General features: G+C 70.0%; 14 protein-coding genes. 6 read left to right on the top strand and 8 right to left on the bottom strand.

The features are described 5' to 3' along the window. The 5 genes from GT354_RS54440 to GT354_RS24555 form a co-directional block, all read left to right on the top strand. The coding region (locus tag GT354_RS54440) for a hypothetical protein (RefSeq protein ID WP_237535408.1) at positions 1-262 on the top strand (262 nt) is incomplete at its 5' end. A gap of 166 nt (positions 263-428) precedes the next feature. Beyond that, positions 429-722 (top strand): hypothetical protein, encoded by a 294-nt coding sequence (locus tag GT354_RS24570; RefSeq protein ID WP_161358551.1) that lies wholly within the window; start codon positions 429-431, stop codon positions 720-722. Positions 723-836: 114 nt separating this feature from the next. Then, entirely contained in the window at positions 837-1298 is a 462-nt protein-coding gene (locus GT354_RS24565; RefSeq protein ID WP_161358550.1) for a hypothetical protein, read from the top strand. 131 nt (positions 1299-1429) lie between these two features. After that, positions 1430-2479, top strand: coding sequence for a 5'/3'-nucleotidase SurE (locus GT354_RS24560; protein ID WP_161358549.1), 1050 nt, complete (start codon positions 1430-1432; stop codon positions 2477-2479). 77 nt (positions 2480-2556) lie between these two features. Next, positions 2557-3426: a fused MFS/spermidine synthase gene (locus GT354_RS24555; RefSeq protein WP_161358548.1), complete on the top strand. Its 870-nt coding sequence runs from the start codon at positions 2557-2559 to the stop codon at positions 3424-3426. A 260-nt stretch (positions 3427-3686) separates the two neighbouring features. Here GT354_RS24555 and GT354_RS24550 read toward each other — a convergent pair whose 3' ends face one another. The 8 genes from GT354_RS24550 to GT354_RS24515 all read right to left on the bottom strand — a co-directional run bounded on the left by GT354_RS24550 (position 3687) and on the right by GT354_RS24515 (position 11596). After that, on the bottom strand, positions 3687-4490 hold the full coding sequence (locus GT354_RS24550) for an ABC transporter permease subunit (RefSeq protein WP_161358547.1): 804 nt from the start codon (positions 4488-4490) through the stop codon (positions 3687-3689). After that, the gene (locus GT354_RS24545; RefSeq protein WP_161358546.1) at positions 4471-5373 is read right to left on the bottom strand and encodes a 2-aminoethylphosphonate ABC transporter permease subunit; all 903 of its coding nucleotides are present in this window, start codon (positions 5371-5373) and stop codon (positions 4471-4473) included. The genes GT354_RS24550 and GT354_RS24545 overlap by 20 nt, the downstream gene beginning before the upstream one ends. Then, positions 5370-6521 carry an ABC transporter ATP-binding protein gene (locus GT354_RS24540; RefSeq protein WP_161358545.1) on the bottom strand — a complete coding sequence of 384 codons (1152 nt, stop codon included), beginning with the start codon at positions 6519-6521 and terminating at the stop codon, positions 5370-5372. Before GT354_RS24540 ends, GT354_RS24545 begins: the two co-directional genes overlap by 4 nt. Before the next feature lie 37 nt (positions 6522-6558). Beyond that, a complete protein-coding gene (locus GT354_RS24535) occupies positions 6559-7647 on the bottom strand; it encodes a 2-aminoethylphosphonate ABC transporter substrate-binding protein (RefSeq protein WP_161358544.1) in 1089 nt (362 codons plus the stop codon). Between the two features lie 27 nt (positions 7648-7674). Then, on the bottom strand, positions 7675-8352 hold the full coding sequence (locus GT354_RS24530) for a phosphonatase-like hydrolase (RefSeq protein ID WP_161358543.1): 678 nt from the start codon (positions 8350-8352) through the stop codon (positions 7675-7677). Positions 8353-8373: 21 nt separating this feature from the next. Next, positions 8374-9498 carry a TIGR03364 family FAD-dependent oxidoreductase gene (locus GT354_RS24525; protein ID WP_161358542.1) on the bottom strand — a complete coding sequence of 375 codons (1125 nt, stop codon included), beginning with the start codon at positions 9496-9498 and terminating at the stop codon, positions 8374-8376. 142 nt (positions 9499-9640) lie between these two features. Then, complete coding sequence (locus GT354_RS24520) at positions 9641-10396, bottom strand: GntR family transcriptional regulator (protein ID WP_161358541.1); 756 nt, start codon at positions 10394-10396, stop codon at positions 9641-9643. Between the two features lie 9 nt (positions 10397-10405). Then, positions 10406-11596 carry a glycosyltransferase gene (locus tag GT354_RS24515; RefSeq protein ID WP_161358540.1) on the bottom strand — a complete coding sequence of 397 codons (1191 nt, stop codon included), beginning with the start codon at positions 11594-11596 and terminating at the stop codon, positions 10406-10408. 160 nt (positions 11597-11756) lie between these two features. Here GT354_RS24515 and GT354_RS24510 point away from each other — a divergent pair, with 160 nt between their 5' ends. After that, positions 11757-12011, top strand: a complete 255-nt coding sequence (locus tag GT354_RS24510) for a hypothetical protein (RefSeq protein ID WP_161358539.1) — start codon at positions 11757-11759, stop codon at positions 12009-12011. Positions 12012-12098: the final 87 nt, after the last annotated feature.

Raw genomic sequence — 12098 nt, 5'->3', positions numbered from 1 at the left:
GTCCTTCGCTTTCCGCCTCGAAGCTTTCGCTTTTTCGGCTTCCGGCTCTTCGAGCTTAGCAGGTCTTTCGACCCGATCCGCTCACCGCTTCGGCTTCGGAAATTTGTTCTTCCCGCTGCTTTCTGCGACGCCCCGAACATTAGCGGATCGCATTTCGCACCGTCTAATCGACAGGCAATTCGCGTTCCGGCAATCGAGCCGAGGCATCCGGGCACAGAACGAGGCGTGTGATGCGCATGCGCACCACACCTGGTTCAAGTGATCGGAGTGGCCGCCCCGGGACCAGCCAGCGCGAACCGGTAGGCACGCGTCTGTCTCAGGTCTCCCTGTCGGGCAACTTGCGGAACCTTACCCAGAGCCGTGTGCCCAGGGCAAACCGGCGCCCCCCGGGGCCGTTTCGACTCATCGAAGCCGAGCAGGCTCCGAACATGGTGACCTCTACTGCACGGCGAGTGAACCCGATCGCGACGGTTGTCAGCGTTGTGGCCGCCGGGATCGCCGTCATCATCGTCTTGCACATCATTCTGTTCGTTTTCGAAGCCAATCCCGCCAACGGGGCGGTGGAGACGATCGCCGACTGGGCCGACTGGCTGACCCGCTGGGCCCGGGACGTCTTCACTCCCGACAACGTCAAGGCACGCGTCGCGGCGAACTACGGACTGGCCGCCGTGGTCTACCTCGCCGTCGGTGCGTTCGTCTCGCGACTGGTGAGCCGAGTCTGACCCGTCGCCCCTCGTCCGAATACTTCCGTACGGTGGCGGCGTACCTGCCGCGATGATGGGTGCCGGCTGGACCGCACCGCCGAACAGCACCGCCGCCGACGGAGGGCCCCCTCTATGTACGAGTCTTCGCTGCTCACGCCGGACAGCCTGGGCGATCTGCTGGGCCTGTTCGATTTCGGGAACGGATGCGTCACCCGCGTACACATCGACGACCCGTTCACGCCAGGCGGTGCCACGGCCCGGGTCCTGGTGGACGCGCGCGACCGTGAACACGGCTGGCCGTGGATTCCCGTCGAGTTCACCATGACGGGTCTTCAGGACTACCGCGCCGAACACGGCAAGGGATTCTCCGGAATGCTCTATTTCGACCCGGTGCTGTCCCGTTTCACCGACGAGACGTACGGCGACCTCTTCTATCTGGACTTCGACCCCGTCGACGGTCCGGGCGCCTACGAGCCCGTCGATGCCGGTGACGTGGTGGGCAGGTCCCAGTGCTTCTTCGCGGCCGAGCGGTGCTCGTGGCGTGCTCTTCCGCCTACGGACAGTCCTCGCCTTCGGCTCATCGGTAACGTTTAGGACTCAAACCTTCCTCTCCATAGGTTTACCTTCTACGTTCACACGCACCCGGTTTCGGCTGCGTGTGTTCAAGGTGTGAACGTTTGCGCGCCGATTCCTCCGTATTCGGTATCAAGTCGAGTCGAGGAACCATGAAGCAGCTTCAAAAGAAGCGTTTCGCCGCTCTGCCCGCAGCTGTCGGTGCCGCCGCCTTGCTGCTGACCATGACCGGCAGCGCGGACGCGGCCGCCGGACGCGGCGACAACCACCGTCCGTCCGTCGCCGGGATGAAAATTCTCCTGAGCAACGACGACTCCATGCAGAATGCCAAGCCCGACGGGGCCGACGGCCGCGGTATCTACGAGGTCCGTCGCGCGCTGTGCGCCGCGGGGGCCGACGTGGTCGTGATGGCGCCGTGGCAGTACATGAGCGGGTTCGGCACCGCGGCCACCGGGAGTGGTTCGCTCACCGTGTCCCAGCGCACCGCGCTGCCGGCCGGGTTCGAGGGCGACTGTGCGACGGCGCCGAGCAAGGGCGTCGTCTACGGCGTGTGCAAGGGCGACGCCCCGTGCGGTGCGACGACCCCGAGCGCCACGCCCGTCGACACCGTGCGGCTTGCGCTGCGCGGGGGCCTCGCGGCCAAGGTCGGCTGGAAGAGCGGCCCGGACCTGGTGCTCACCGGCATCAACTCGGGCCCCAACGTCGCATCGGTCTCCAACGACTCGGGAACCCTGGGCGCGGCCATCGCCGCGATCGACAACGGCAAGCCGGCCCTCGCGCTGAGCGGCGGCTTCGATCCCGCGACGTTCTCGGTGACCCCGCAGACGTACCGCGACTTCGCCGACTTCCTCCCGGGCTTTGTGGCGCAGCTGAAAGACCGGCGGGTGCTGACGGACGAGTACGTGGTCAGCGTGAACTACCCGAACGCCGTTGCGGGCCGGAAGCCGGGCCGTCCGGTGTGGACCGAGATCGGCACCGAGACCGTGGTCGCCATCACGTACGCGCCCAAGGGCGACACGTTCTCGATCGGCCAGGGCGACTGCAAGGCTCCCGGGACGTTCTGCCGCCCGGAGACCAAGCACAACGCCGACTGGACGTTGCTCAACAAGGGCGACATCACCGTGACCGCCGCGACGGGTGACCGTACGTACAAGGGCAGTGCGGACAACCGCCTGGAACTGTTCGTACGCACCGGCTTTTGAGCCGACACCGAGGACCGAGCGGTGGGCCTCCTCGAACCGAGGGGGATCGACGATGCCCGCCCCTCGATACTTGCCGTATGGCAGACAAGCAGCGTCGACGCGGTCGCGCGCCCGAGTCCGTACGCGCCGAGGTGGGTTCCGGCGACGCCGTACTCGAACCCGATCCCGATCGGTCGGGAGCCTGGACGCTGCACCTGCACGGAGCGCCGCAGTCGCACGTGGACCTGGGCGATCCGACCTGGCTGGAGTTCGAGTACGTGCGCCGGCTCGGGCACGTCGTCGACCTGATCGCGGACGCCGGCAAGCCGCTGCGTGTGCTCCATCTCGGGGGTGGCGGGCTCACCCTTGCGCGCTATGTGGCCGCCACCCGGCCGCGCTCGCGGCAGCAGGTCGCCGAACTCGACGCCGGCCTCGTGGAGTTCGTCCGCCGCGAGCTGCCGTTGGCGAAGAACTGGCAGATTCGGGTGCGGACCGCGGACGCGCGCGAGGTCGCGGCCAAGGCGCCGGAGGCCGCGTTCGATCTCGTCGTGGTCGACGTGTTCGCCGATTCCCGGGTGCCGGCGCACCTGACCTCGGTCGAATTCGTCACCGAGGCGGCCCGCGCACTGGCTCCCGGCGGGGTTTACGCGGTAAACCTCGCCGACGGCGGGCGCCTTGATTTCGTCCGGTCGCAGGTGGCGACGGTTCGCTCGGTGTTTCCGAATCTGCTGCTGATCGCCGACCCTGCGGTGTTGCGGGGGCGCCGGTTCGGCAATGTCGTTTTGGTGGCGTCGCACGGGGAGTTGCCGATTGCGGAGTTGAGCAGGCGGACGGCGTCCGATCCTTTTCCCGGGCGGGTGGAGCACGGGTCGGTGGTCGCGGACTTTCCCGGTGGCGCGGCTGTCGTGCGGGATGCCTGTGCGGTTGCTTCGCCTTTGCCGCCTGAGCGGGTGTTCGGGCGGGGTTAGGGGTGGCCTCAATCGCCGGCCGGGCTGATCTTCGGCCGTTCCGTTGCCTCTTTGTCCTCAAACGCCGGACGGGCTGGGTTCAGGTCGGCCTGCGGCCGGTCTGTCCTCAAACGCCGGACGGGCTGGGTTCAGGTCGGCCTGCGGCCGGTCTGTCCTCAAACGCCGGACGGGCTGGATTTGCCGGACGGGCTGGATTTGCCGGATGGGCTGTGTTGCCGGATGGCTGTGTTGCCGGATGGCTGTGTTGTCGGGTTGCGGGTTCAGCGTTTGCGTTCTTCTACTCGGCCCTTCAGGAGGCCCACGATCAGTAGGACCGCCAGTGTGGCGAGCAGTAGGACGACCGTTACCGCGGAGCCCAGGAGGACCTTGCCTCGGTCGGTCAGGGTGAAGACGGAGACCGGCAGGGTTCGCCACTCGGCGGGGTAGACCATGATCGTCGCGCCGACCTCGCCCATCGACAGCGCGATGGCCAGGCTCGCCGCGGCTGTGATCGACGGCAGCAGCATCGGCAGCCGGACCAGGAACAGCACCCGCGGCGCGCTCGCGCCGAGCGAGGCCGCGACGTCGGCGAAGGCCGCGTCGGTGCGGTCCAGGCCCGCCGACACCGTCGAGTAGGCGAAGGTCACCACGAGCACCGCGTGCGCGGCGATGACGATCCACTTGGTGCCGTTGAGCAGGATCGGGCCGTCGCTGAAGGCGACCAGCATGCCCAGGCCGACGACCACCGAGGGCACCGCGACGGGCAGGTGGAAGACCGCGTCGGTGAGCCGGCGGACGGCCTTGGGCGCGGTACGGGCGGCGATGGCCGCCCACGTGCCGACCACGATCGCGATCAGCGCCGCGCCGAGCGCGGTCTCGATGCTCACCACGAGGCTGTCGTAGTTGGTGCCCGCGGTCGCCTCGCGGATGTTGTCGGTCGTCCACGACGACGGCAGCACGCTGTTCCAGTCGCCGGCGAACGCGGCGATGCCCAGGATCGCGAGCGGGGCGACGACGAGGGGGGCGAAGACTACGGCGAACAGCGCCCACACGAGGGCGCGTCCGCTACGCGACCAGACCAGCACGGCCGGCTCCTGTCCGGGAGAAGACGAATCGGTACACCGCGTACAACGTGAGCGACAACGCGACCTCGACCACCGCGACCACACACGCGCCCGGATAGTCGAAGGTGACCGCGCCCTTGGCGTGCACGAGCATCGGCAGCGTCGTGACGTCCTTGGCGCCGATGAACAGCACGATGCCGAACTCGTTGAGCGTCAGCAGCAGGGTCAGGCTGCCGCCGGCCGCGAGCGCGGGCCACGCCTCGGGCAGCAGCACCTGTCGGATCACCCGCAGCGGCCCCGCGCCCAGCGAGGCCGCGACGTCGAGCCGGTCCCGCGGAACGAGCGCGAACGCCGCGAGCAGCGGTCGCATCACGAACGGCGTGTAGAAGGTGATCTCGGCGAAGACCACGCACCACGGCGAGTAGAGGAATCCCACGAGCGGCTCGCCGAGGCCGAGTTTGTCCGCCGCCGCGTTCACCACCCCCGCGGTCCCGTACAAGAACGTGAACGCCAACGCGATCAGAAAGGACGGGAAGGCGAGCACCGTGTCGACGATTCGACTCACGACCCGGGCGCCGGGAAAGGGTACGAAGGACAGCACGAGGGCGAGGAAGAATCCCACGACCAGGCAGCCGATCGTCGAAAGCACCGCGATCTTGACGGTGTTCCACAGCGCGTCGCCGAACGAGGGCGAGGTCAGTACGTCGTGCCAGACCCCGAAGCCGACGTTGTCCTGCTTGTCGACGAAGGACTGCTTGACGACGAGGGCGAGCGGATAGAGGAAGAACCCGGCGGCGAGCACGAGGGGCGGCAGCACCCACAGCGCGCGCGAGGCGTTGCCCTTGGGCTTCGAGGCGGCGAGCGCTTTGTCGGCCACGGGTCGCTCGGCGAGAACGGCCGTCATGCGGTCGCCCCCGCCGTGACCGGCACCAGCACGCACGGCGTGCTCGGCAGCGTGACGCCGAGCCGCTCGCCGAGGGCGGGCACCGCGGCCACATCGGTGACGTCGATCCGGATGTCCTGCTCGACGGCGCCTTCGAGGGTGCACGTCAGGCGGTAGTCGGCGCCGCGCCACTGGGTCGCGATCAACCGTGCGGGCAACGCGTTCGGGTGGTCGACCGCGGCCACGCCCAGAGTGTGCGGGCGAGCGACCAGCATGGCGCGCTGCCCCTCGGTGAACGCGCGGGTCGGGTCGGCGGCGACGGTGAGGCCGCCCACCGCGACCCGGACCGAGGCGTCCTCGGCCGCGCACGTCGCGAGCACGTCGGCGGGGAGCAGGTTGGCCGCGCCCAGGAACGACGCGGTGAACTCGCTCGGCGGCCGGCGGTACAGCCGATCGGTCGCGTCGAGGTCGACCAGGCGGGCGTCGCGCATGACCGCGATCCGGTCGGCGAGCGCGAGCGCCTCGGTCTGATCGTGCGTCACGTACATGATCGCCACGTCGGGAAGATCCGCGCGCAGCCGCTGGAGTTCGCCGAGCAGGTCCGAACGCAGCGTCGCGTCGAGCGCGGACAGCGGTTCGTCGAGCAGCAGTACGGGTGGGCGGATCGCCAACGCCCGGGCGATGGCGACGCGTTGCTGCTGCCCGCCGGACAACTCGCGCGGGTAGCGCTTGGCGTAGTTCGCCATACCCACCATGTCGAGGGCTTCGGTGACCCGTCGGGCCACCTCGGCGCGCGGCACGCGGCGGGCCTTGAGGCCGAACGCGACGTTGGCCGCGACCCGCATGTGCGGGAAGAGCGCGTAGTTTTGGACCACCACGCCGATGCCGCGCCGATTGGGCGGGTCGTAGGTGACGTCGCGTCCGGCCAGGGTGATCCGGCCCGCCTCGGGCCGGAGGAAACCCGCGACCGCCTTGAGCGCGGTGGACTTGCCCGAGCCGGAGGGGCCGAGCAGGGCCACGGTCTCGCCGCGCGCGACATCCAGGCTCAGCCCTTCCAGGGCCACGACCGGTCCGTATCGAACCGTCAGGTCCTCGATGCCGATGGCCGACCCGCCGGACGCGTCGGTCGCGTGCGCGTGCTCGGTCCGCTCGATGGCTGTTGCGGTCATCCGGATTTCCTCCTTGTCCGCCGATCGTTGTGGCGGGTCAGCGACCGACGGCCTTGTTGTAGGCGAGCAGGTCGGCGTCCAGGTCCTTGAGGACGGTGTCCCACTCCGGGGTCCAGATCTCGACGCCTTCCAGGGCCTTGGTGATCTCGGCGGCGTTGGCGTCGGTGGGCTTGACGTCCTCGCGCGCCGGCAGGCCCAGGGCCTCGGCGGAGACGGCGGTCTGCGCTTCGGGGGAGAGCAGGTAGTCCATGAGCTTGCGGCCGGCGTCGGCGTGCGGGGCGCCCGAGGACAGGCCCATGAAGTACGGCAGCGCGAACGTCGACGCCTTGCCGGCGTCGTCGGCCGGGAACCACACCTTGAAGTTGGACTTGTCGTTGTGGATCGAGGCCAGGTTCATCTGGAGGTCGCCGTTGGCCACGTTCAGCTCGCCCTTGCTCACCTTGGGCTGGAGCTTGCCGGTGGACGAGGACGGGCCGACGTTGTTCGACTCGATCTTCTTGAGGTAGTCGAGCGCGCCCTGCTTGCCGTACAGGTGCTGGAGCTGGATCAGTACGGCGGTGCCGTCGCCGGCCTGGCCGGGCGTGGAGTACTGGAGCTTGGACTTGTAACCGCCGTCCTCCAGGTCCTTGAACTTGGTCGGCGCGGGCTTGGCGTGGTCGGGGTTGTAGATCCACGACGCGTAGTTGTTGACCACCGCGACGTAGCGGCCCTGCGCGTCCTTCGCGCCGCCGGGCACCTTGTCGGCGCCGGCCGGGGCGTAGGCGGTGAGCAGGTCGGCCTGGGCGGCGCGCTGGATGAAGGGCGGGAGGGTGATCGCCACGTCGGCCTGCGGGTTGCCCTTTTCCTTCTCCATGCGGGTGACGACCTCGCCGGAGCCGGATTCGACGAGGTTGACCTTGATCCCGGTCTTCTTCTCGAAGTCCGCGAAACGCTTGGTGTACCAGTCGGCGAGGCCGTCCACGGAGTAGACGGTCACGCTGCCCGAGCTCTTGGCGGACCCGCCGGCCGGGGCGGCGTTCGCGGCGGGCTTGGTGTCGTCCGAGCCGCCTCCGCCGGTCCCGCCGCAGGCGGTCGCGGTGAGTACGACCACGGTGGCCGCGGCGGTGAGGCCGAAGATGCGTCGCATGGAAAATCGCCCTTTCGAAAAGACGAGTCAGCCCTGCAGCAGGGCGGGGAGATCGCGGATGGAATCGAGTACGTGTGTTGCGCCGGCCGCCTCGAACGCGGCCCGATCGTGGGCGCCGGTGAGCACGCCGGCGGCGATCGAGGCGCCCGAGCGCAGGCCCGTGAGGACGTCGAAGGCGGTGTCGCCGACGACGGCGACGGCCCGCAGGTCGTCGACGCCGAGCCGGAGCACGGCGCCGAGCACCAGGTCCGGGTAGGGCCGGCCGCGGCCGACGTCGGCCGGGCACAGGCTCAGGTCGGCCAACTCGGTCCAGCCGAGCGCGGCCAGGATCGCGTCCTGGGTCGGGCGGCCGAAGCCGGTGGTCAGCGCGACCTTGACGCCGGCCGCGCGCAGCGCGTGGATCGCGTCCTCGGCGCCGTCGATCGGCGCGCACTTGCCTGCCGCGACGAGGTCGCCGTAGGCGGCCTCGAAGGCGAGGTTGGCGGCCTGTGCGCGTGCCTCGTCGCCGTCGAGCAGGGCGCGGAAGACGGTGATCTTGCTTTCGCCCATGGTGTCGTGGACGTAGCCGAGCTTGGCGTCGTAGTCGGCGCTGCCGACCTCGACCCCGGCCGAGGCGATCGCGCGGGTGAACGCCTCGACCACGAGGCCGTCGTCGGCGACCGTGGTGCCGGCCATGTCCAGTACGGCGAGCTGATACTGCGTCATGGTGCTTGCTCCTGAGGGCGGTTAGAGGCCGGCGAGGTTCGCGGTGCGTTCGGCGATGGCCGGCGAGCAGGTCATCCCGCGCCCGCCGGGTCCGGTCACCAGCCAGGTGGCGGGGGCGACTTCCTCGCGGTGCACGACCCGGGTCGTGTCGACGGTCTGCGCGTACACGCCGGCCCAGCGGCGGCGGATCGTCGGCAACGGCCGGCCGAGCAGTGCCTCGGCGACCTCGACGAGGTGCCCGTAGGGCGCGGAGTCGACGTCGAACGCGAACGGTTCGTCGTACTCGTGCGTGTCGCCGATGGTCAGCCCGCCGTCGAGGCGCTGGACCATGAGGAGTTGCATGCGGTGTTCGGTGGGCACGGGCGCCTGCGGCCTGGCGGCGACCAACGCGTCGAGCGCGGGGGAGGCGTAGGCGGGGTAGTAGCGGAAGCTGTCGCCGTCGGCGACGGCCGTGGTGAGCCGCTCGTCGAGCGGGTCGGTCTGCATCATCTGTAGGCGCACGCGTCGCACCGGGAGCGCGGGGGCGAGTTCGCGGACCAGACCGGTCAGCCACGCGCCGGTGCACAGCATCACGAGGTCGCCCTCGTGGGTGTCGCCGTGGTCGTCGCGCACGCCGGTACCGCTCGCGAGGAGGTCGCGGACCTCGCGCCCGGGCAGCCACGTGTAGCGACCGGTCGCCGCGAGGTGGGCGCGCAGCGCGGGCAGCGCCACCCGGGACTCGACCGCGCCGTCGCGCTCGCACCACAGGGCCGCGTCGAACGCGCCGCGCAGCGCGGGGTTGTGCTCGCGCGCCTCGCCGGCGGTGAGCAGCTTGAGGCCGCGTTCGGCGGCGTCCGGCAGGGTCAGGGCGGCCTCGGCCACCGCGACCTCTTCGGCACCGCGGCACACGGTGAGCGAGCCGGCCGGCCGAAAGCCCGTGCCGGGGACGTCGGCGGCGATCCGCTCCCACAGCTCGCGGGCCCGCAGCGCGCTCTCCAGTTCGTCGCCGCCGGCACGACCACCGACCCACACGAGTCCGAAGTTGCGCACCGACGCGCCACGCGCTTCGCGCTCGCGCTCGATGTGCACGACCTCGTGACCACGCTCGATGGCGTGCCAGGCGTGCATGGTGCCGAGCACGCCCCCTCCGACGACGATGACTCGCACCGGCTTCCTCCACGTACTCGGGGCTGTTGCGACCAGCTTGGGAGCGGTCGATGCCGAGCATGAAGAGGCGATATGTCCTCCGGGTGAACAGTCCGTTAAGGTCCGGACCTGTTACCTTTTCGTTATCGAAAGCCGTCGGTCCTCACGCCCGCATGCGGGTCGCGAAGCCCATCCGATCGCCGCGAAACAGCGCCCGCACCCGCTCGATCGGCAGCCCCTGCGGGTCGTACGAGGTGCGCATGACCAGCAGCATCGGCAGCGCCGGGTTGGTCTCCAGGAGCAGCGCCTCGCGCGGCGCGGCCAACACCGTCTCGACCGTCTCCTCTATCTCCGCGAAGACCACACCCAGGTCGTCCTGAAGGCATCGATACAGCGAACCCTCCGGGCGCAGCACGTCCAGGATCGTGGGGAAGCGGTCGAGCGGCAGGTAGGTGCTCTCCAGGCCGATCGCCTCGTCGTCGGCGAGCAGCACCCGTTCCAGGTGCACTGTCAGATCGCCTTCGCGCAGGTGCAGTCGGGTCGCCAGATCCGCCTGCGCGACGTGGTGTTCGAGGGTGACCACCCGCCGGCCCGGGGTCAGGCCCATCGACCGCACGGCCTCGGTGTAGCTGCCCATGCTGACCGGCTGCATGAGCTTGGGCGGCGCGACGTAGGTGCCTCTGCCGCGCGCGGAACGCAGCCGGCCCTCCATCACGAGTTCACCGATCGCCGCCCGCAGCGTGCTGCGTGCGACGCCGTAGGTCGCGGCGAGCTCGCGCTCGGACGGCAACAAGGCGTCCTCGCCCAACTCGTCCATGAGTTGGAGCAGGCTCATCTTGACCGTGTAGGACTTGGGCACCCGGCCGTGTTCGGGAACACCGTCGCGATACGGGCGGGCGGTGGAGTCTGGACTGTGCACTGACGGAGCCTATTCGGCCGGGGCCGGATACGTTCGCCCCTTCCACGCCGCACCCCGCCCACGCGCGTGCCGCCGCGCCGAGTCGACGGTCATGCCCAGATACAGCGTGGCCGCGAACGGCAACAACACGGCCTCGACCGCGGGCCGCCCGTAGTAGCGCACCATCGGAACGTAGGTCGCGCTCATCAGCGCCCACACCGCGAGCCCGAGCAGGGCCAAGGGCGGATCACCGCCGACCGCGCCCGCGACCAGGGCGACGGGCGCCGCGAGATAGATCAGGGCCAGCCCCACCACGGTGCCCGCGAGCAACAACCACGAGTGCCTCAGCTGCGCGAACGCGCTGCGCGCGACCATGTTCCACAGGTCGGCCAGTGCCGGGTAGGGCCGCACGCTGTCCACGTGCCGCTGCGGGCCGTCCGCGAGCACGAGCCGGATGCGGCCTCCCGCGCGCTTGATCGCGGTGCCCAGCGACACGTCGTCGATCACCGCGTCCCGGATCACGGCCACCCCGCCGGCCCGCTCCAGCGCGGTACGGCGCACCAGCACACAGCCACCCGCGGCGGCGGCCGTCCGCGACGTGGGCCGGTTCACCCGGCGGAAGGGGAACAGTTTGCCGAAGAAGTAGACGAACGCCGGCACGATCAGCTGCTCCCAGCGCGTGTGCGTACGCAACCTGGCCATCACGGAGAGCAGGTCGAGCCGATCGCGTTCGGCCTCGCCGACCAGGCGGACCAGCGAATCGGGCGCGTGGGCGATGTCGGCGTCGGTGAACAGAATCCAGTCCGGGTCGCCGGCCACCGCGACGCCGTGCCGCAGGGCCCACACCTTGCCGGTCCAGCCGGCGGGGGGCTCGCCCGGCGAAGTCACGCTCAACGGCACCCGAGCCTGCGGATCCGCGCCCAGGCGCGCGGCGACCGCACCGGTTCCGTCGGTGCTGCCGTCGTCCACCAGGACCACCCGCGCCGACCCCGGATACTCCTGCCCGAGCAGCCCGGGCAGGCTCTCGCCAAGTACGGGCGCCTCGTCGCGCGCAGGCACGATCATCACGACGGATCCGGCATCGGCCTCCACATCGGCGCCGTCACCCGCTCGCGCGCGTGGGGCGAGTCGTACGTCGGTGCGCCAAAACCACCCGTGGAACAGCGTCAGGTAGATCCAGGCGAGACCGGACACGGCGGTAATCCACAGCAAGACGTCCACGCCGAAAGCCTGCCGGCTCGTTCCCGCCACCCGGGCGCGCCGTCCGGGTGAAGTCGACGCGCAGACGGAGTCCTCGTCTCAAGAGCGGCCCGCGAAACACCGACATCGGGACGGGGACCTGTTCTCGAATGTGTGTGAACTACCCATCAGGAGAAGGGCGGTGCCCGTCATGGGCGACGCGACGACGAGGATCCAGGACGGCGGCGGCACCGGCTCCACCCGCTGGCAGGGTTACGAGATCGGCACCCGAGTGCGCGTACAGGTGGGCCTGAGCATCGATCAGGTCGGCGAGGTGTGCGAGGTGTTCGCGGACGCGCATCGTCCGCCGCTGTCGCCGTACCAGTGGTACACGGTCCGCTTCGCGGACGGTCTGCGCCCGCTGTACCGGCACGACGAACTCGTCGCGGTGCACTGACGCCTTCGGCCCTCTCGACCGCGTGCGCCCGCGCCCCGATGGCGGGCGCACGCTGTTTTTTTAGAAGCCGGCTCGCGAAGCACCACT

Source organism: Streptomyces sp. SID3343, assembly GCF_009865215.1.
Lineage (GTDB): Bacteria > Actinomycetota > Actinomycetes > Streptomycetales > Streptomycetaceae > Embleya.
The sequence above is the reverse complement of the archived record's forward strand: the minus strand, read 5'-3'. Positions and strand labels throughout refer to the sequence as shown.

What these genes read in the sequence shown, in the direction of transcription:
- GT354_RS24570 (WP_161358551.1), top strand. Translation starts at nt 429, where the DNA reads ATGGTGACCTCTACTGCACGGCGAGTGAACCCGATCGCGACGGTTGTC.
- GT354_RS24565 (WP_161358550.1), top strand. Translation starts at nt 837, where the DNA reads ATGTACGAGTCTTCGCTGCTCACGCCGGACAGCCTGGGCGATCTGCTG.
- GT354_RS24560 (WP_161358549.1), top strand. Translation starts at nt 1,430, where the DNA reads ATGAAGCAGCTTCAAAAGAAGCGTTTCGCCGCTCTGCCCGCAGCTGTC.
- GT354_RS24555 (WP_161358548.1), top strand. Translation starts at nt 2,557, where the DNA reads ATGGCAGACAAGCAGCGTCGACGCGGTCGCGCGCCCGAGTCCGTACGC.
- GT354_RS24545 (WP_161358546.1), bottom strand. Translation starts at nt 5,373, where the DNA reads ATGACGGCCGTTCTCGCCGAGCGACCCGTGGCCGACAAAGCGCTCGCC.
- GT354_RS24540 (WP_161358545.1), bottom strand. Translation starts at nt 6,521, where the DNA reads ATGACCGCAACAGCCATCGAGCGGACCGAGCACGCGCACGCGACCGAC.
- GT354_RS24535 (WP_161358544.1), bottom strand. Translation starts at nt 7,647, where the DNA reads ATGCGACGCATCTTCGGCCTCACCGCCGCGGCCACCGTGGTCGTACTC.
- GT354_RS24530 (WP_161358543.1), bottom strand. Translation starts at nt 8,352, where the DNA reads ATGACGCAGTATCAGCTCGCCGTACTGGACATGGCCGGCACCACGGTC.